Genomic DNA, 19113 nt, shown 5'->3' on the forward strand with positions numbered 1-19113 from the left:
AGTGGCGGAGAGGGTGGGATTCGAACCCACGGTACGCGTAAACGCACACACGCTTTCCAAGCGTGCGCCTTAAGCCACTCGGCCACCTCTCCATGAAGCTAACCGGCTGGTACTAAAAAGTAGTCGATCAGTCAATGTTCTAGTGTATCCCATATCTCACATTGCGCTCTGATAAAACAAATAACAATGGAGTTGGGACCCCTGCTGTAAAATAATAAGGGGAGGGGCAATTTCTCAAAGGCTATCGCCACGGCTGCCTATCTTTAAGACTTCGGTCTACTGAACTCACCCTTAACCATCCAGCCTAAGAGCCGCAAGGAACGCCTCTTGAGGAATTTCAACATTACCTACCTGACGCATCCGTTTTTTTCCAGCTTTTTGCTTTTCTAACAACTTGCGCTTTCTTGTTATATCGCCACCATAACATTTTGCGGTAACATCTTTCCTCAAGGGACTAACGGTTTCGCGCGCTATAACTTTACCACCTATAGCCGCCTGAATAGCCACCTTAAACAATTGCCGAGGTATAAGAGATTTTAAGCGCTCACAAAGAGCTCTGCCCCTGACCTCCGCTTTATCTCTATGAACGATGAAAGACAAGCTATCTACGGATTCTCCGTTAACTAAAATTGCTACCTTTACTAAATTACCAGTCTCATATCCCTCAAGTTCGTAATCAAAACTAGCATACCCCCGGCTAATTGATTTCAGTCGATCATAAAAATCAAAAACTACCTCGTTTAGTGGCAAGCGATACACAAGCATAGCCCGGTTGCCCACATATGTAAGATTAATCTGCACACCCCGTCGATCCGTACAAAGCTCCAAAATCCCACCTAGGAAGTCGTCAGGAACCATTATAGTAGCCTTAATCCAGGGCTCCGCCATCTCGGTTATCCTTACCGCATCTGGCAAATCAGCAGGGTTGTGAAGCTCTAACATCGTCTTATTTGTTAAGGATACTTTATAAATTACGCTAGGAGCCGTAGTTACCAAATTCAAATTGAACTCTCGTTCCAACCTCTCCTGCACAATCTCTAGATGCAGCAATCCTAAAAACCCACAGCGAAAACCCAGGCCTAAAGCAGCGGAACTTTCCGCCTCAAAGTGAAAGCTCGAGTCATTCAACCGAAGTTTAGCTAAACTATCTCTGAGGTCCTCATAATCCGCACTATCAGCCGGATAGAGCCCACAAAAAACAACAGGAACACTTGGCTTAAAGCCCTCTAAAGGGGTCTCAGTAGGATTCCTATCATCTGTAATAGTATCGCCAACCTCAGTCTCCGCCACCGTCTTTATGGCAGCTGTCAAAAAGCCAACCTCCCCCGGCCCCAATTCATCCACAGCCACCCCTTTAGGGGTAAAAATACCGACCTTTTCGACTTGTCGCGTCATACCAGATGACATAAAACGCACTCGTTGTCCCTTCCGCAAAACACCATTGCGCACCCTGACGAGTACTACCACGCCCAAGTAGGAATCATACCAACTATCCACTAGAAGGGCCTTGAGAGGACCCTCCACTATACCGGAAGGAGCTGGCAACTGGTTGACTAAGGCTTCCAACACACCATCAACGCCAAGCCCCGTCTTTGCAGATACCTCCAGTGCCTCCGAAGCATCCAAGCCTATCACCTCCTCAATTTGTTGGCGCGTCCGGTCAGGTTCCGCTGCTGGCAGGTCCACCTTATTCAGGACGGGTACAATTTCATGATCCGCTTCTAATGCCTGATACACATTAGCCAATGTTTGCGCCTCCACTCCCTGGCTAGCATCCACAACCAGCAAGGAGCCCTCACATGCTGCAAGGCTCCGGCTCACCTCGTATGTAAAATCCACATGGCCCGGCGTATCAATCAAATTCAGTATGTACTCCTGGCCGTTATTAGCCTTGTACGCTAGGCGGACAGCCTGTGCCTTTATAGTAATGCCTCGCTCCCGCTCAATATCCATGGAATCCAAGACTTGAGCTTTCATTTCCCGAGCCTCTAGACCTCCACACCTTTCAATTAGGCGGTCGGCCAATGTTGATTTACCATGGTCGATATGGGCGATGATGGCAAAATTGCGAATGTGTTGCTGGTCAGTCATACGACGCTTTCAGTAAAAAACACTATTTCCGAAGCTTTCCACCAGTTACTTTTTCAACTTTCGCAATAATAGAATCGGAAATCCTTCGAATCTCTTTCTCTGTTAGAGTTTCTTCTTTTGGACTAATAGTAACACCAAGTGCTACCGATTTGCTTCCTGAAGCAATCCCTCGTCCGCTGTACACGTCAAACAAATTTACACTGGAAAATATAGATCGCGTCGAATCCTTTCCGCTAAGTGAACGCACAGCTTGTAGCAGGTCGCCCACGGGAACCTCCGCCCCAACCAAAAAGGCGAAATCTCGTTCCACGGCGGGCAAATCGACCGCAGAAAGCACCGGACGAGCACGAGATTTTCTTGACTTCGGAGCAGGAAGGTTAGTTAAGATCACTTCAGCCCCCACCACTCGCGCCTCAATTCCGAAGTCAGATAAAATGCCTGGATGGACTTCACCAAAGGTAGCTAAGACCCTCTGTGGCCCTAACTTAATTTGCCCAGAACGCCCTGGATGGTACCAAATAGGAGTGTCCGTCGACAAAGAGACGCGTTCCATGGAAAAGCCAAAGTATTCGAGCAATGCGAAACAATCGGCCTTAATATCGAAAACATCTGCATCCCTGGGTTTGGCTAGCCAATGCCGACCCGAAATTTCTGCAGAACGAACTAGGCCGGCGACAATTTGTTGATCTGCCTCCAAATCGCCTAAAAACCGAGGCCCAACTTCAAATAAGCCTAAGTTCGCATGCCCCTTGGCCGTATTTCGTGAAACAGCCGATAAAAGATTAGGAAGAAGAGATGGTCGCAAATTACCAAGATCTTCAGTAATAGGATTGGAGAGCTTTAGCTCTGCCTGTCCACCCCCAAACTTCTCAGCTTGAACCTGACTTACAAAGGACCACGTAACACATTCATTGAGGCCTCGTGCAGCCAAAACCCTCCCCGCAGACCGAATCCGACGCTGCACCAAAGACAACGCTGGACGAGGCAAACCATTGCGGTCTAGAGAAACTGGGGGTATCGACTGGTATCCTTTTATTCGCAGAATTTCCTCAACCAAATCCGCCTCACCATCAATATCATGACGCCAAGTCGGCGGAATAACCTGAAAAAGTTTCTCCCCACCCTCACATGCAAAGCCCAGCCTTTGCAAAATACCCCTACATTCTGCAGCTGAGACGACCAAGCCCCCCAAATCTGCAACCCGTTGGGGCCTAAATGAAATTTCCTCTGCTTTTCCTGGCTTGGCCCCAATGGTTATGGCAGTACTAGGTTCACCACCGCCCAACTCTATCAACAACTTAGTTGCCATCTCACTTCCTGAATTGACTGACTCCGGATCAATTCCTCTTTCAAACCGATACCTAGCATCAGACTCTACAGCTAACCTACGTCCCGTAGCCGCAGTCCGGGTTGCATCAAATAAGGCAGACTCCAGAAACACATTCCTAGTGGCCTCAGTGCAGCTTGTCCGAGTGCCTCCTATTATCCCCGCTATAGCTATAGGGCCCAAGTCATCACAAATTACCGTCACATCTTCCGTCAATTCATAGGTCTGACCATCGAGGGCTTCTATTATCTCCCCCGATCGTGCCGTGCGGACATGAATATCTCCTTTAACCTTATCGGCGTCGAAGGCATGCAGCGGACGACAACGATCAAATGTCACAAAATTGGTCACATCAACCAACATCGATATTGGTCGCAGCCCAATGGTGTGCAACCTCCGTTGGAGCCACATCGGGCTCGGTCCATTTTTGATACCTTTAATCAGCCTTCCAACCAAATAAGGGCACGCGTCGGCAGCTTCGGGGATGAATCCAAAACTAACTCCAATTGTGCTTTCAAACTTTCCAGGGGTAGGAGCAATTTGCGGTGTTATTATCTTACCCAACCCGCTTGCTGCAAGATCGCGAGCAACGCCCTCCACACCTAAACAGTCCCCACGGTTTGGGGTAATCGCAATCTCTATTACAGGGTCGTCAAGACCCACAGCTGCTGCATAACTATCACCCGGCTTCAACTCAGCGTCCAACTCAATTATCCCAGAGTGATCATCGCCCAAGCCTAATTCTTTTTCAGAACAAAGCATACCTTGGCCCGTGACACCACGAATGTCCCTTGGCTGGAGAACAAAATCTCCCCCGGGGATACGCGCTCCAATGGGAGCAAATACAGCCTTCATTCCCGAACGAACATTAGGAGCCCCGCAAACCACCTGATACACCTCGGGGCCAATGTCTACAGCACACAAACGCAACCTATCAGCATTTGGGTGCGCCTGGGTGGATACCACATGACCAACTACAAAGTCCTCTAGTGTTTTCTTGAGGTCGGTTACACTCTCTACCTCTAGGCCTATCATGGTTAAACGATCTGTTATCTCTAACAGATCACCATCCGTTTCTATGTGTTCTCGCAGCCACCCGAGGGAGAATTTCATCGGCTCAAACCCTGACCTAAAGTTGGCAAGTCTAAAGCAGAGAACCCATAATTTTTCAGCCACTGTAGATCCGAATCAAAAAATCTCCGCAAGTCCCGGATGCCATATTTCAACATCGCAATCCGGTCAATCCCAACCCCAAAGGCAAACCCCTGCCACTCATGAGGGTCCAAGCCACAATTTAACAGTACCCGGGGGTTTACCATCCCGCATCCAAGAATCTCCATCCAATCTGCACCTTCGCCGATAGTTCTTACTCCCCCCTCCACAGAACAGCCGATATCTACCTCCGCCGACGGCTCCGTAAATGGAAAATAGCTTGGACGAAATCGCAGTGGCAAATTATCAATTTCGAAAAACGTCCGCACAAAATCAATTAGACACCCTTTCAAATGTCCCATATGTATATCTTTATCCACAACCAACCCTTCAACCTGGTGAAACATAGGAGTATGGGTTAGATCATAATCATGGCGGTACGTTCGCCCCGGGACGATAATCCGGTGGGGCGGAGAAGCCTGGGTCATTGTTCTTACCTGAGCGGGCGATGTGTGGGTCCTTAACAATGGACGACTTCCATCTTCTCGCTCAGGGAGATAAAAGGTGTCGTGCATCTGACGGGCTGGGTGGTCAGCCGGAATATTAAGAGCTGTAAAATTATTATACTCTGTTTCTATATCTGGACCTTCAGCCACAGAGAAGCCCATCCCAGCAAAAATTTCTATCACCTCATCCAGTACCTGGGTTACTGGATGGATTGTCCCTAACCGCTCTGGCCTGACACTAGCCGTAATATCGATGGACTCACGCGAAAGCTTGGCCGCCAATTGTTCAGCACCTAGCATCGAGCGCCGCGCCTCTACGGCCTGGTTTAGCTCTTCTTTTAGTTTGTTAAAAACACCTCCTGCCACCTGTTTTTCCTCGGAACTCAAGTCCCGGAGCTTAGCTAGCAGCTGGCTAACGCGACCCTTCTTCCCGAGCAGGGCTACCCGGAGATTATCCAGCTCCGCAAGGCTCGGGGCCTCAGCGATCATACCAATATATTCATCCCGAATCTGGTCACTTAGCAGTTTTGCATCCATGGGCACATTTTAACTTTAATTGGTATGAAAAAAAGAAGCCTTTTCCCTGGCAGGCGACAGTGGCCTGGTGAGGCATCCTACCAACGGACCCTACTTCCCCCCAAATTCCCCGCCACAGATATGCGACTAGGCAGCCTCCAATGCAGCTTTCGCCTGATCGACCAGCTCCTTAAACGCCTCCGGCTGCGTAACCGCCAGGTCCGCCAGTATCTTACGATCTAGATCTATCCCGGCCCGAGACAGTCCAAAGATAAAATTACCATAAGTCAGGCCGTTAAGCCGAGCCCCAGCATTTATCCTCTGAATCCACAAAGCCCGAAAAACACGCTTCTTCGTTCTCCTGTCTCGATAAGCATACTGGCGCCCCTTTTCAACCGCCTGGTTGGCAGCTCTGATGGTGTTCTTTCTGCGCCCATAATACCCCTTGGCCGCCTTCAATACTTTTTTATGGCGAAAATGCTTGGTTACGCCGCGTTTCACTCGTGACATTGGAACACCTATCCGTTACGCAGAAAATTCCGCTTTACGATCCTCTCATCCGCAGAGGCCATAGTCGTAGAGTGGCGGGCATTACGGATGAACTTATTTGTCCGCTTAATCATGCCATGGCGCTTCCCAGCATGGTTCATCCGCACCTTGCCAGTTGCTGTCAGCTTAAAGCGCTTTTTGGCACTCGACTTCGTCTTTACCTTCGGCATAATCCACTCTTACCCAGCTTCTAGGCCAACTATTCTTCTGTCTTAAGCAGGCTCGGTTTATAACCATGCATAGGCAGCTTTGCAAGCTCTAGACGCAAAGGGGCCAACTAAGACGTAGCTAAAGTGGCGCCACAACCATAGTCATTTGCCTGCCTTCCAATTTGGGACTTTGCTCTACCTTCGCCAAATCTTCTAAATCGTCACGCACCCGCATGAGGACCCCCATTCCAATTTCCTGGTGGGTCATCTCACGCCCGCGAAAACGCATTGTCACCTTAACCTTATCGCCTGCCTCAAGAAATTTAGTTATAGCCCGCATCTTTACGGCATAGTCGTGCTGCTCTATTCCCGGCCGCATTTTGATTTCTTTTACATCAAAGGTTTTTTGTTTTTTTCGGGCTTGGTTGGCTCGTTTCTGAGCCTCATATTTAAATTTTCCATAATCCAATATTTTGCAAACAGGTGGGGCCGCATTCGGCGAAACCTCTACCAAATCTAACCCAGATTGCCTAGCCCTCTCAAGGGCATCTTGCACAGACAAAACCCCAAGCATCTCTCCATTTTCATCAACCAACCGGACTGACGACACACCGATCTGGTCGTTTACCCGCGGCCCATCCTTAGCTGGCGGTGCGGGTTGCTGAATTCTAGCTATTTATCCTTCTCCTCATACTTTTCTTGGCCCGATCCATTTACCCTGTGCAGCTTGCCTTCAAACCGGACCGTTCTCACACTGGCGCCATGGCTCGACCCAAAAGTTTATCAACAGCCTGATCTAACGCAAGTACTTCCTGTTTTTTTTCACCCCGCCACCGCAGAGAGACCGTTCCATCTTCCGCCTCCCTAGATCCAACGACCACGATTACTGGCACTTTTTTAAGAGCATGTTCCCTAATCTTATAGTTAACTGTCTCGTTACGGACGTCCAAAGTGGCCCGAATTCCCGCCGAGACCAGCGCCTTATGGACCGTACCCGCATGATCATCCGCTGCCTCGGTAATCGTAGCTACTACTGCCTGGGTCGGCGCTAACCAAGTGGGGAAACGCCCGCCAAAATGCTCAATGAGAATCCCAATAAATCTTTCAAATGAACCCAAAATAGCTCGATGCAACATTACCGGCCTATGCTTTGACCCATCTTCTCCTACGTAGGTCGCCTCTAGACGTTCTGGCAACACAAAATCAACCTGCAGGGTACCGCACTGCCAGTCCCTTCCCAAAGCATCCCGCAGAACAAACTCAAGCTTTGGGCCGTAAAATGCGCCTTCCCCCGGATTGACTTCATACTCCAAACCTGTCTGATCCAAAGCGTGCTTCAGAGCAGATTCTGCCTTTTGCCATGTTTCGTCCGTCCCAGCCCGAACCTCAGGCCTATCCGCAAACTTGACTATTACATCATCGAAACCAAAGTCTTTATAAATTCCCAGAAGCAGCTCACAAAACCTTGCCGTTTCACTGTTAACCTGATCCTCCGTACAAAAAATATGGGCATCATCTTGAGTAAATGCACGAACACGCATCAAACCATGAAGTGCCCCCGACGGTTCATTGCGGTGGCAAGCGCCAAATTCGGCCATCCGTAACGGCAAGTCACGATAACTTTTCAGTCCCTGACGAAATATTTGAACATGGCCTGGACAATTCATGGGCTTCAGAGCTAAAACCCTGTCTTCCGACGCTGCGGTAAACATATGTTCCCTAAACTTATCCCAGTGGCCTGACCTCTCCCACAAACTACGATCAATTAAAGCCGGGGTTTTTACCTCTGAGTAGCCGTTACCCTCCAAACATCTCCTCATGTACGTTTCAATTAACCTGAACAGTGTCCAGCCTTGGTCATGCCAAAACACACTCCCGGTTGCCTCTTCTTGAATATGAAACAAGTCCATCTCGTTTCCAAGACGACGGTGGTCCCGCCGCGCTGCCTCTTCAAGTCTATCTAAGTAGCTCCGCAGATCTTTCTCGCTAGCCCAAGCGGTCCCGTAGACCCTCTGCAACATCTCATTCTGACTATCTCCTCGCCAATAAGCACCTGCTATCCTTGTTAACTTAAATGCTTTTCCAAGTTTGCCTGTGGAAGGCAAGTGAGGGCCCCGACATAGATCCACAAACTCTCCCTGTTTGTAGACCGTCAACACTTCATCTTCCGGAAGTTCACGCACTATCTCCGCCTTATAGCTCTCCCCTATACTTGCAAAAAACTCCAAAGCCTCCTGTCTGCCCCACACTTCCCTGGTTATCGGTTCATCCCGGTCGACTATCTCGTGCATACGGGCCTCCAGGGCAACCAAATCTTCTGGTGTAAAGGGAGCCTCCCTTGCAAAGTCGTAGTAAAAACCATCCTTAATAACGGGACCAATTGTAACCTGGATATCTGGCCACAACTCCTTTGCAGCCTCCGCCAAAACATGGGCCGCATCATGCCGGATCAAATCTAAAGACTCTTCGTCCCGAACGGTTACTAGTTTGCAACTAACATCAGCTTCAATAGGAATAGATAGGTCAACTAATGTCCCATTGACCTCGGCAGCTAGGGAGGCCTTCGCAAGGCCTTCCCCTATATCGAGCGCCACTTCGTAGGGAGTTACCCCCTTGTTATATTCCCTGGAAGTACTGTCGGGAAGACTAACGGTTATTTTGGCCAAGCTATCAGACACCAGTCGTCCTATTTCTTGTTGGGCGCGGACAATGCGCTATCCACTGCAAACCTGTCAAGCTAACACTGCCACGTCTCTGATTGCGGCCCAAACGTCTCCAACTGGCAGATCGCTTATAGAGCCTATACCAACTCCCATCAGACACCTGACATTTTGACCACGCGGCGCGCAGAGCTTTGGATCCGATGCTACACCAAAAAGAACAACGGTTGGCCGCTTGCCGGCAGCAATAATATGCATAGGTCCAGTGTCGTTGCCCACACTTACCTCTGCGGAACGACTCAATTCTGCAAGTTCCGCGAGACTAGTTTTCCCCCCTAGTGAGACTACACCATCCAAGCCCTCGGCTATCTGGGCGTGCAACTCTCTTTCTGTTGCGTCCCCCACTAAAAATACATTTATTCCCGATGAGACCAATTTTCCGGCTACTTCCCTATACCGCTTGACGGGCCACCGCTTATTTTGTCGTTTTGCCGACCCGCCAGGCACCAACAAAGCATATTTTTTCGGCAACCTAAACTTCTCCACAGGAGACCTAAGCCAACCTAGTTCCGGCAATGGCACATGATCTATGCCCGCTTGGCCAAGCTGCTCTGACTGCCGCTCTAAGGTATGCATGGAATCCCGTTTCGGATTGCGATGGGGGTGAGAACAGCCTCGAACTATCCCAGACCACTCTGGGAGACGGGAACGCTCAAATAATCTAAAGTAAAAAGCTGTCCTATCTGAAGTTTGCAAATCATAAACTCTGGTAAACTCTTGGGATCGCAATAACCGCCGCAACCGAACCCATCCGGAAATTTGGAACAGGGAAGGACGGGGATCAATCCATACTATGTCAAAATACCCCGTAGCTTCTGCTAACGGAACAAAGGGAACCGTTGTGAGCAATGTTATCTTGGCCCCAGCATGGTAATCTCTGATAGCCTTAAAAGGCCCACATGCTTGAATGAAGTCGCCTAATGCTCCAAGCTTTATCACAAGAATTCCGGACAATTTTTACCTCAGCGGATCCATCTGTAACACTTCGCGATAGGTCCTCATAGTTTGTTGCCGCATCTGTGCGACTGTGAAATGAGTAGTAACGTGCGATATAGCCTTATGTGCCAATCCCTCTCTTTGTTTTTCGGATAGAGAAAGCGCAATTTTCAAAGCCTTTGCCAGCGATTCGGGATCACCGTGCACAAAACTCCACCCTGTCTCACCCTCAATTATCAATTCGGTCGAGGCCCCGTGGCTACTAACGACTACAGGCTTTCCCATTGCTTGCGCCTCAACCATTACCCTTCCAAAAGCCTCTGGATCCGTGGAAGCGGAAACCACAACATCAGCAAGCATGTAAGCTGCCGGCATATCTCTACAATGGCCAGGAAAGTGCACAATGTTGCTGAGGTTGAGTTTTTTGACTAAGGCATCAAGATCCCTTCTATAACCGCCCCGACCTTGATCATCGCCAATAAATAAACACCGTATATCCTCCCTGCCAAGAATGGACAGGGCCTCTATGAGAACCTGCTGTCCCTTCCATCTGGTCAAGCGCCCCGACATCATAACCACTGGAATGGGTTCCGTTAAACGCCACTGCTTAGCCAAAGCTATCACTCTCTCCGAACTAACACTCCCCGGCTCAAACAACTCAGTATCGACCCCTCTGTGAACAATCCTTACCCTCTTGTCCTTGACCCCATAAACCGTCTCTATGTGTCTCGCGATATGTTCTGAAATCGCAATTACCGCATTTCCCCGGGTCATCACATCATTATAACGCCTTTTCAATTTTCCCTTGTGGCCGTACGTACCATGAAACGTCGTCACAAAGGGGATATCGGAAGCTCGCGCCGCATAATATCCGCTCCAGGCTGGGGCTCTGCTTCGAGCGTGAATTAAGCTCACTTGTTCATCGACACACAGCCTCCGAAGCCTCTCAATATTTCGATAAATAGTCACAGGATTCTTACTAGCCAGGGGCATTTGAATATGTTTCGCGCCAACCCTCCTTAACTCGTGCACCCCATAGCCACCCTCGGATGCCACTAACGCCGTCCAACCAGACTCTACCAAAGCGGAGGCAATATCGATAACCCCCCGTGGAACACCGCCAGCACCCATGTGGGGCAACACCTGTAGAATTACTGGATCGGAAAGGTTTGTAACAGTCATGGCTCAGGTCATGCTAACATTGCTAGGATTAGAAGACGGAACTTAACATCGGAATAGTAAACTACCATGTCTAAAACAACTACGGGACATCTGCAAACTCCCCACGGAGTCCAACTCGCCTACACTCGAACTATTGGACAAACTCCCGGCATCGTCTTTCTGGGGGGTTTCAGGTCAGACATGACTGGAATCAAAGCCCTGGCGCTGGAAAAATTTTGTCAGGAAAACAATAAAAGCTTTATCCGCTTTGACTACAGAGGGCACGGAGCTTCGACTGGCTCCTTTGAAGAAAGTACTATTACCACCTGGACTCTGGATACTCTCTCCGTCATTGATTCATTGACAGAGGGGCCACAAATTCTTGTTGGCTCCAGCATGGGTGGCTGGATAATGATACTCGTAGCATTGGCCAGGAAGAGCTTAATAGCAGCCCTGGTGGGAGTTGCGCCGGCACCCGATTTTACTAAACGTTTATTGGAGGATGAACTGAGTGAAAAGCAACTTGCAGAGCTTAGACAAAGTGGTCGCGCATATATTTACTCGCCGTATAGCGAAGAACCATACCTGTTCACAAAACTTCTGATAGAAGATGGCCAAAGAAACCTGGTATTGGGTGGAGCGATAAATCTCCAATGTCCAGTGCGCCTCATTCATGGGCTCAGAGACAGCTCCGTACCTTGGGAAACATCAATCAAACTAGCAGAAGCATTAGATACACCTGACGTTGAACTCACACTGATAAAGTATGGAGATCACCGTCTGAGTGACCCCGACTCCATAGACAAACTGATCCAGACGGTACAAGACCTTCCTTAACCAGACTTAGGCCCCTTAACCTCTCTCCACTAATGATGCTAGACCCTCTCTATAGGTAGGAAACCGCAAATTTACCATTAACTCTTCGCGGATCAATCTATTACTCACCCGCCGGCGATCCTCCCAAAAACTGCGGGCCAGAGGCGACATTTCCTTGGCCCTAGCCTCGAAATCTATTAAAGGGGGCAATCTCTCACCTAGCAATTGGCAACCGTGCTCGACTATCTGGGGTTGGGAACAAGGCTCATTGTCACAAACGTTGTATGTTGCACCCGCTCGAGGCCGCAGGATCGAAGCCGCAAGAGTCGAAACGATATCGTCCACGTGGATCCTCGAAAACACATGGCCTGGTTTTTGAATTCTGGTTGCCGTGCCTGCCCGTATCTTATCGAGAATATTCCTGCCCGGACCATAGATACCCGCCAAGCGGAAAATATGAACCGGCAAACCTTTTTTTTTGGTAAGTCTGAGCCACGCCTTCTCGGCTGCTATTCGGCGAAGCCCCCGATTACTGGTTGCGCGCAGTCGGAAACTTTCATCAACCTCTTTGCCATCCCAGTCACCATAAACACCCGTCGTCGATAAGTAGCCGAGCCAAGAACCACCGACCTTCCTACAAATATCGGCTCCAAAAATCTCCAACACAGGGTCGCCAATTGTGGTCGGCGGCACTGATGACAAGATGGCGTCCGCCACCACAATTTGCTGACTTATCTCGGCAAGCGCTTTCTGACCATCAAAAACAAAAGCTTCCAAACCGGACCGTAGTAGTTCTTGCCTTCGTTTCTCAGTACGGCACGTCCCCTCTACCTTCCACCCAGCATCCCTCATTGCCAGGGCAAAGGACAACCCGACATAGCCTAAACCAAATACAAATAACCGACGGACGCTTTTCTTATCCAATCAGACTATCTCCACCTCATCCCACTCATTACGTACGTCAAAGTCCACCTCATCAAAGTAGTGCTGATTGCGATAGAGTCTAAAATCATGAGGTAACACGAGATTAGCCAAAGCCCAGACGGCCATTGCCCGAACAATTTTCGACTTATCCGATAATTTATTCTTTACAGCGTCAACAAACTTAGGGTTTCCGCTATTCCCAATAGCTATCAACACGTTACGGATAAAGCGATCTCTGCCAATCCGTTTCACCGGTGATTGCGAAAAATAGGAGCGAAATTTCTCCTCATCAAGGCTGACCAAAACACTAAGCAGCGGCTCCCGGAGATCATCTCGAGAAACAAATTTCAATTCTTTGGTTTTTTGTGCAAATTTGTTCCATGGACATACAGACAAACAATCATCGCATCCAAAAATCCTATTGCCTATGGGACGACGAAACTCACGATCAATAATTCCTTTATGCTCAATCGTCAGGTACGAAATGCATCGACGTGCATCTATTTGATAAGGCTTAGGGAATGCTTGCGTGGGGCAAATATCCAGGCACCTCCGACAACTCCCACAGGTGTCGCCCGCTGAGTCACTGGGCGTTAAGCGCAAAGTGGTAAATAAAACACCCAAAAACAACCATGATCCAAATTGCGTCGAAACCAAGTTGGTATGTTTTCCTTGCCAACCAATTCCAGCAGCTTGGGCAAGTGGTTTTTCCATAACCGGCGCAGTGTCCACAAAAACTTTCAACTCACCCCCGTAATTAGCCTCCACCCAACTACCAAGCTGCTTTAAGCGGCCCTTAAGGACCTTGTGGTAGTCCCGGTTCTGTGCGTAAACGGAGATAACTCCAGAATTTTTCTTTAATAATACATCACGAGGGTTAACGTCTGGGCCGTAATTCGCCGCTACAACAATTACAGACTGAACGTCAGGCCACAGGCGAGTCGGATCAGAACGCTTATCAACGTTTCGTTCCATCCAAGACATGCCCCCATGTCTTCCCAGAGCAACAAAATTTCTTAAACCATCGCGGGAGCCGCTTAGGACAGAAGGGGAAGTTACTCCCACGTCGTCAAACCCTATGGACCGCGCATAATTTATTATTGCGTTAAGCTGTGCTACCATCTGCCATGATCCGCATATCAAAGCCCGTTGGCAATTGGAACAAACGAAGCTCAAAAGCTGGCAAGGCTGCCAAAAGATGGTCAAAAATATCGGCCTGGATAGCCTCAAACATTTCCCAATCCGTGTTGTTAGAAAATACGTAAATCTCTATAGGAAGGCCATTGGATGATGGGGGCAACTGACGCACCATAAACGTCATCTCATTGTGGATACTCGTGTTTTCTCTGAGATACGCCTCTGCATAAGCCCTAAAAGTACCTACATTAGTGAGCTCCCGACGGTTAAGTGATGGCACATCACCGCCCTCTCTGCCGCGATTGGCAGTAGCCAGATCGCGCATCTTGTCCGCCAGATAGGGTTGCAGTTTCTCAATTTGGGACAGCCTGTCCACAGTCGCCTGATCTAAAAATTTTATACTCGTTTGATCGACCAGCAAACTCCGCTTTATGCGGCGGCCACCGGCCTCTGTCATTCCGCGCCAGTTTTTGAATGAATCTTGGATCAGTCGATGGGTGGGCACTGTAATAATTGTCTTATCCCAGTTTTGGACCCGGACAGTATGCAACGAAACATCTATCACGTCACCATCAACGCCGAGTCCGGGCATCTCAATCCAATCCCCTGCGCGGACTATATCGTAAGCAGCAATTTGCAAGGACGCCACCAAGGATAAAATTGTATCCCGAAAGACTAATATCAGAAGAGCTGTCATTGCCCCTAGTCCACTCATAATCCCCCATGGAGAAATATCAAGCAAAGTACACAAAGCGAGAATGGCACCAACCAAGAATACAATCAGGTTAGCTAATTGAATGTACCCTTTAATAGGACGCCTATTGGAGATCGGGTAATGTTCATAAATATCGGCACCTGCCCCTAGCAGCCTACTCAGCATAATCACTAAACAAAACACGAACCAAGCCCGCACAACCCGGGCCAATATTTCAGTATCGAAAGAAAGAAAATCTAAGCCAAAGTACACGACAACCGCCGGCACAAGGTAACTGCCCTGCGCGACGACCCCTCTCTCAACCAAAGCATCATCCCACATTGTGTTGGTACGACCCGCAGCTTGGATGACGAGCCGAAGCACAACTTTGCGGGTAAGCACAAAACTGCAGACTGCTACTAGCAGTAAACAACCCATACCGAGGACGGCCTCTACCGCCAGAATTTCTAGGATCGACTTAGTGTTGTCCATTCAATAACCTACCTCAGAAGTTCAGGTTTGCGTAGCTATCAGCTGGAGAGAGGCCCGCTATTTGATCAACAAGCAGAGGTTGGAAGCTAGCCCTAGATTTAAGACGAGAATACCACCCCTTAGCGCTCTCATGTAACTCCCAAGGAACGTCTCCCAGGTAATCAATCACCGACAAATGTGCTGCTGCTGCCAAATCCGCGCATGTAAGATCTTCACCCGCAAGCCAATTCCTTCTGTCTATCAAGAAGCCAATATATTCTAAGTGACGACGCAGATTTTCTCTACCAATTCTTATTCGTTCTGAATTCGGCTCTGATGCCCGGAATAAATGTGGAGCTAACTTCTCGTGCACTATGTTTCTTGAAACCTCGTCAAAAAATTTCAAGTCAAACCACAAACTTAAGCGACGAGCCTCTGCCCTTGATATTGGGGAACGCCCAATGAGGGCGGGCGATGGATAAGCCTCTTCCAAATACTCAACAATGGCTGTCGAATCAGCAATTGTGATCCCGTCGTCCACCAAAACAGGCACTTGTCCAGCGGGGTTTAACGCAAGGTATTCCTGTCTTGGGTGCCATACATCTTCGAGCCGAAGCTCAAATTCTAGCTTTTTCTCGGCTAAGCTCAGCCGGACCTTCCGGCTAAATGGCGAAAATTGAAGATGATATACGACCCGCATAATTTAATACGTTCCCAATCCAATAACTAAAAGTTAAACCCTACCATTTGGCAATACCGATCATCCGGCCAAATTACGCCTAACACAATATCATTTCGATCATAGGCTAAGATCAACAGACGATATCATAACAGATTTCCCTCCGAGAAGGGGATAGCGTCCGACAAATATCGCCCTGTACCCAATCCAGTGAGTCGTGTATTAAATAACGTGCTCCAGGTTTTATAAACTCTTACAGTGGGTCTAGACCATTACCCGCACTGCCAAACGATAACCGTTACGTTGCACGAGTTATTCATAAGACGGATGCCAAACGCCGAAAGTTCATGCCACTTACCCACCTCACATTAATAGCCATAGTCCAGGGGATAACTGAATTTTTACCAGTCAGCTCCTCTGGACACCTCGCATTAATTCCCTCCTTAACCGGATGGCGAGATCATGGATTGGCTTTGGATATAGCCGCCCATTCAGGAAGCTTATGCGCTGTCTTAATCTATTTTCGCAATGATATCATTAGTGTTGGCCGCGGACTTAGCCATCTTAGCATGGGACGTCGGGACAAACACACCCAATTTCTTGGGTTTTTGGCCATGGCGTCTACCCCAACAATACTGGCAGGATGCGCGTTGGTGCTTATTAAACCCAATTTGTTTCGCCATGTTGAAATAATTGCCTGGGCAACCATCATTGGCGCAGTTGTCCTCTACCTCTCCGACCAGATGACACGCAATCAGAGGCCCCTGGAGCAAATGAAATTTTCCCATGCTGCTTTAGTGGGTTTGTTTCAAGTATTAGCCCTAATCCCTGGAGCCAGTAGGGCAGGCGTAACCATAACTGCTGGACGCTTATGCGGCTACAGCCGAACTGACTCGGCACGCTTCTCCATGTTAACAGCTATCCCTATAATCATGGCGGCCTGCGGCTATAACATCCTTACATTGGTCCACGACGGAACAAGTGAGCTAGCTACTCCAATTTTGATAACTGGTGGACTCTCCTTTGTAGCTAGTCTGGGAGCGATAGTCGCAATGATGAAGTGGCTACGGAGCTCTAGCTTCACACCGCTCATTGTTTATAGGCTACTATTGGGAATTGGTTTATTGGCTTGGACTTACAACATACACGAGTTATTTTAGGGTTAGACAAAATCAAATCAATGAAGCAGATACTGCGGCAAAATTACCTCGAGAGGCGTCGGCACAATGTCAAGATCAGAGAGCCCTTGTGAAGTTGGCGACGTAATAGTATCCCTCCGAAGCAATCGCACCTGGTCTATTGTCAGCGGAGGATCTGGCAAAAGTCCGAGAAGAAACGCCATCGGCATAGCCATTTGGCCCGGAATCGATGCCACAAATCTGCGTCGGCCCGCCTGTTGAAGAATCAATTCTATTAACTCCCTGAAGGAGTAAATAACAGGACCGCCTAGCTCTATAACATTCTTAGTTTTTGGCGCCTTCACCAATACACGGGCAGTAGCTTCAGCCACATCTCCCACATATACAGGCTGAAACCTTACACTACCATTTATAATGGTCATGATCGGCGAAAACCGCGACATGGCCGCAAAGCGATTAAAAAACTTGTCCTGGACCCCGAATACTAAGCTTGGCCGCAAAATGCTGACAGCACCAGGGAAATGTTTGACCGCAGCCTCGCCCAAAGCTTTGCTTCTACTGTATGTAGAGGGAGAAGTGACGTCAGCTCCAATAGCAGAGATTTGCACAAAATGCCGAACCTTGGCATTTACGGCTGCTTTAATCATTAGTTGAGTGCCAAAAACATGCAGGTTGTTAAAATTTTGGTTTCCTCTCTCAGCCAGGATACCTACTGAATTCACCACTGCACCAGCCCCTGCAGTCGCCTCAACAACATCGCGCTCACAACAGACATTAGCCTGGATCAATGACACTTGGCCAACATCACCCATAGATTTTAGGAATAGCGCTTGTTCAGGCCTCCGAACTGCGGCTCGCACTCGATATCCCCGACTGACCAACTTCTGGACCACATGGCGACCTATGAACCCAGTCGCCCCAAATACAACTACTAAAGACTTTTCCACTTGTCGCTATCCCATAGCTTGACTGACCACTCTGTTAATACTCATCACGCCAAGACCTCTCCACCTATCCTCAGCGTTGACACAAGGCCACTACCGAGGTACGGACACAGTCGTCCATGCCCAGGTGGCGGAATTGGTAGACGCGTCGGCTTCAGGTGCCGGTGACCTTTAACGGTCGTGGAAGTTCGAGTCTTCTCCTGGGCACCACCCCCACTATACGTTTCATACTTCATTAATAGATCATTTCAACCTTTTGAAAACTCCTTACCGGCCACTCACCGGCCAAGGAGGATAAAAAGTGCCAAGTGTAACCAAAGAATATGGTGTCTATCGTGTCCGGATACGATGCCGTGGTCTCCCTCATGTGTCAAAGACCTTTACATCCAAAACCGATGCCAGACGATGGGGAGAGAAAACCGAAAGGGCTATGCAATTAGGGCTGCTTTCCCCGGATCAGGACTGCACCCTCAAGGAACTTCTGTTGAGATATGGAAGAGACATCACCCCTACCAAACGTGGTGCACCTCAGGAACTCTCCCGGATCCACAAGCTATGCCAGCATCGGATAACTGCTCTCAGATTGGCTGACCTGCAATCCAGTCATATAGCCCGGTTCCGGGATGAACGATTGAAAGAGGTCTCCGGAACGACTGTGGCAAAGGATCTCAGCCTCCTGTCACTCGTCCTAAATACAGCCAGGATGGAATGGGGCTTTAAGCTGCCCAGCAATCCTGTTGCCCTTGTAAAGAAACCCAAAGAAAACAAGCCAAGAGATCGAAGGCTCGTTGAGGGGGAATATGATCGGTTAGTGCAAAAGTGTGGAAAAAGAAACAATCACTGGTTCAAACCTCTTGTAATGGTTGCTCTGGAAACCGGAATGAGACGAGGAGAATTACTTTCTCTGGAATGGAAACACGTACATCTGGATAAGAACTGGGCACACCTGCCCCTGACTAAGAACGGAGAAGAAAGAGATATTCCCCTATCCCAGAAGGCTTGTGAGGAACTCCAGGCATTGCCAAGAGATATCTCCGGAGTTGTCTTTCCGATCTCCATTGGTGCCCTGAGAGGGCTCTGGGATTGATCTATGAAAAGAGCTGATCTACAAGACCTTCACTTTCATGACCTGAGGCACGAAGCTACCAGTAGGTTCTTTGAACTAGGTCTTAATGTTGTAGAAGTTGCAGCAATAACAGGAC

At 48.8% G+C, this 19113-nt stretch carries 18 protein-coding genes and 2 tRNA genes; 5 read left to right on the plus strand and 15 right to left on the minus strand.

The genetic code is table 11. The features are described 5' to 3' along the window. Positions 1-2: 2 nt before the first annotated feature. From CMM32_12130 to CMM32_12175, 10 genes are all read right to left on the minus strand, one after another. Positions 3-92: transfer RNA gene (locus tag CMM32_12130), tRNA-Ser, on the minus strand. Between the two features lie 199 nt (positions 93-291). Continuing rightward, positions 292-2091 carry an elongation factor 4 gene (locus tag CMM32_12135; GenBank protein MBT07638.1) on the minus strand — a complete coding sequence of 600 codons (1800 nt, stop codon included), beginning with the start codon at positions 2089-2091 and terminating at the stop codon, positions 292-294. A 22-nt stretch (positions 2092-2113) separates the two neighbouring features. Next, complete coding sequence (locus CMM32_12140) at positions 2114-4531, minus strand: phenylalanine--tRNA ligase subunit beta (GenBank protein ID MBT07639.1); 2418 nt, start codon at positions 4529-4531, stop codon at positions 2114-2116. After that, positions 4528-5613, minus strand: coding sequence for a phenylalanine--tRNA ligase subunit alpha (locus CMM32_12145; GenBank protein ID MBT07640.1), 1086 nt, complete (start codon positions 5611-5613; stop codon positions 4528-4530). The genes CMM32_12140 and CMM32_12145 overlap by 4 nt, the downstream gene beginning before the upstream one ends. 126 nt (positions 5614-5739) lie before the next feature. Further along, positions 5740-6102, minus strand: coding sequence for a 50S ribosomal protein L20 (locus tag CMM32_12150; GenBank protein MBT07641.1), 363 nt, complete (start codon positions 6100-6102; stop codon positions 5740-5742). 8 nt (positions 6103-6110) lie between these two features. Continuing rightward, on the minus strand, positions 6111-6311 hold the full coding sequence (locus tag CMM32_12155) for a 50S ribosomal protein L35 (protein ID MBT07642.1): 201 nt from the start codon (positions 6309-6311) through the stop codon (positions 6111-6113). 118 nt (positions 6312-6429) lie between these two features. Further along, on the minus strand, positions 6430-6957 hold the full coding sequence (locus CMM32_12160; protein MBT07643.1) for a translation initiation factor IF-3: 528 nt from the start codon (positions 6955-6957) through the stop codon (positions 6430-6432). Positions 6958-7039: 82 nt separating this feature from the next. Continuing rightward, positions 7040-8947, minus strand: coding sequence for a threonine--tRNA ligase (locus CMM32_12165; protein MBT07644.1), 1908 nt, complete (start codon positions 8945-8947; stop codon positions 7040-7042). Between the two features lie 75 nt (positions 8948-9022). After that, entirely contained in the window at positions 9023-9964 is a 942-nt protein-coding gene (locus CMM32_12170) for an ADP-heptose--LPS heptosyltransferase (protein ID MBT07645.1), read from the minus strand. Positions 9965-9967: 3 nt separating this feature from the next. Continuing rightward, positions 9968-11128 carry a glycosyl transferase gene (locus CMM32_12175; GenBank protein ID MBT07646.1) on the minus strand — a complete coding sequence of 387 codons (1161 nt, stop codon included), beginning with the start codon at positions 11126-11128 and terminating at the stop codon, positions 9968-9970. Positions 11129-11194: 66 nt separating this feature from the next. On the opposite strand from CMM32_12175, the gene CMM32_12180 reads away from it, so the two are divergent. Continuing rightward, a complete protein-coding gene (locus CMM32_12180; GenBank protein MBT07647.1) occupies positions 11195-11944 on the plus strand; it encodes an alpha/beta hydrolase in 750 nt (249 codons plus the stop codon). Positions 11945-11959: 15 nt separating this feature from the next. Here CMM32_12180 and CMM32_12185 read toward each other — a convergent pair whose 3' ends face one another. The 4 genes from CMM32_12185 to CMM32_12200 all read right to left on the minus strand — a co-directional run bounded on the left by CMM32_12185 (position 11960) and on the right by CMM32_12200 (position 15849). Then, complete coding sequence (locus CMM32_12185) at positions 11960-12775, minus strand: NAD(P)-dependent oxidoreductase (protein ID MBT07648.1); 816 nt, start codon at positions 12773-12775, stop codon at positions 11960-11962. A gap of 72 nt (positions 12776-12847) precedes the next feature. After that, entirely contained in the window at positions 12848-13969 is a 1122-nt protein-coding gene (gene queG, locus CMM32_12190; protein MBT07649.1) for a tRNA epoxyqueuosine(34) reductase QueG, read from the minus strand. Continuing rightward, positions 13953-15170, minus strand: coding sequence for a mechanosensitive ion channel protein MscS (locus tag CMM32_12195; GenBank protein MBT07650.1), 1218 nt, complete (start codon positions 15168-15170; stop codon positions 13953-13955). Before CMM32_12195 ends, queG begins: the two co-directional genes overlap by 17 nt. A 13-nt stretch (positions 15171-15183) precedes the next feature. Continuing rightward, complete coding sequence (locus tag CMM32_12200; protein MBT07651.1) at positions 15184-15849, minus strand: glutathione S-transferase; 666 nt, start codon at positions 15847-15849, stop codon at positions 15184-15186. 326 nt (positions 15850-16175) lie between these two features. Between CMM32_12200 and CMM32_12205 the strand changes: the two genes are divergently transcribed. Continuing rightward, the gene (locus CMM32_12205; GenBank protein ID MBT07652.1) at positions 16176-16988 is read left to right on the plus strand and encodes an undecaprenyl-diphosphatase; all 813 of its coding nucleotides are present in this window, start codon (positions 16176-16178) and stop codon (positions 16986-16988) included. Between the two features lie 17 nt (positions 16989-17005). Here CMM32_12205 and CMM32_12210 read toward each other — a convergent pair whose 3' ends face one another. Beyond that, positions 17006-17914 (minus strand): complex I NDUFA9 subunit family protein, encoded by a 909-nt coding sequence (locus CMM32_12210; GenBank protein MBT07653.1) that lies wholly within the window; start codon positions 17912-17914, stop codon positions 17006-17008. A 118-nt stretch (positions 17915-18032) separates the two neighbouring features. Between CMM32_12210 and CMM32_12215 the strand changes: the two genes are divergently transcribed. The 3 genes from CMM32_12215 to CMM32_12225 all read left to right on the plus strand — a co-directional run. Then, a tRNA-Leu gene (locus CMM32_12215) sits at positions 18033-18121 on the plus strand. A gap of 91 nt (positions 18122-18212) precedes the next feature. Beyond that, positions 18213-18998: an integrase gene (locus CMM32_12220; protein ID MBT07654.1), complete on the plus strand. Its 786-nt coding sequence runs from the start codon at positions 18213-18215 to the stop codon at positions 18996-18998. Between the two features lie 3 nt (positions 18999-19001). Next, a partial coding sequence (locus CMM32_12225; protein MBT07655.1) for an integrase occupies positions 19002-19113 on the plus strand: 112 nt, incomplete at its 3' end.

This window comes from Rhodospirillaceae bacterium (assembly GCA_002728255.1).
In the GTDB taxonomy this organism is placed as follows: Bacteria; Pseudomonadota; Alphaproteobacteria; order UBA7887; family UBA7887.

Excerpts from the sequence above, each read along its gene's own strand:
- CMM32_12135 (MBT07638.1), bottom strand. The coding sequence starts at position 2,091 with ATGACTGACCAGCAACACATTCGCAATTTTGCCATCATCGCCCATATC.
- CMM32_12140 (MBT07639.1), bottom strand. The coding sequence starts at position 4,531 with ATGAAATTCTCCCTCGGGTGGCTGCGAGAACACATAGAAACGGATGGT.
- CMM32_12145 (MBT07640.1), bottom strand. The coding sequence starts at position 5,613 with ATGGATGCAAAACTGCTAAGTGACCAGATTCGGGATGAATATATTGGT.
- CMM32_12150 (MBT07641.1), bottom strand. The coding sequence starts at position 6,102 with ATGTCACGAGTGAAACGCGGCGTAACCAAGCATTTTCGCCATAAAAAA.
- CMM32_12155 (MBT07642.1), bottom strand. The coding sequence starts at position 6,311 with ATGCCGAAGGTAAAGACGAAGTCGAGTGCCAAAAAGCGCTTTAAGCTG.
- CMM32_12175 (MBT07646.1), bottom strand. The coding sequence starts at position 11,128 with ATGACTGTTACAAACCTTTCCGATCCAGTAATTCTACAGGTGTTGCCC.
- CMM32_12180 (MBT07647.1), top strand. The coding sequence starts at position 11,195 with ATGTCTAAAACAACTACGGGACATCTGCAAACTCCCCACGGAGTCCAA.
- CMM32_12185 (MBT07648.1), bottom strand. The coding sequence starts at position 12,775 with ATGAGGGATGCTGGGTGGAAGGTAGAGGGGACGTGCCGTACTGAGAAA.
- queG (MBT07649.1), bottom strand. The coding sequence starts at position 13,969 with ATGGTAGCACAGCTTAACGCAATAATAAATTATGCGCGGTCCATAGGG.
- CMM32_12195 (MBT07650.1), bottom strand. The coding sequence starts at position 15,170 with ATGGACAACACTAAGTCGATCCTAGAAATTCTGGCGGTAGAGGCCGTC.
- CMM32_12200 (MBT07651.1), bottom strand. The coding sequence starts at position 15,849 with ATGCGGGTCGTATATCATCTTCAATTTTCGCCATTTAGCCGGAAGGTC.
- CMM32_12205 (MBT07652.1), top strand. The coding sequence starts at position 16,176 with ATGCCACTTACCCACCTCACATTAATAGCCATAGTCCAGGGGATAACT.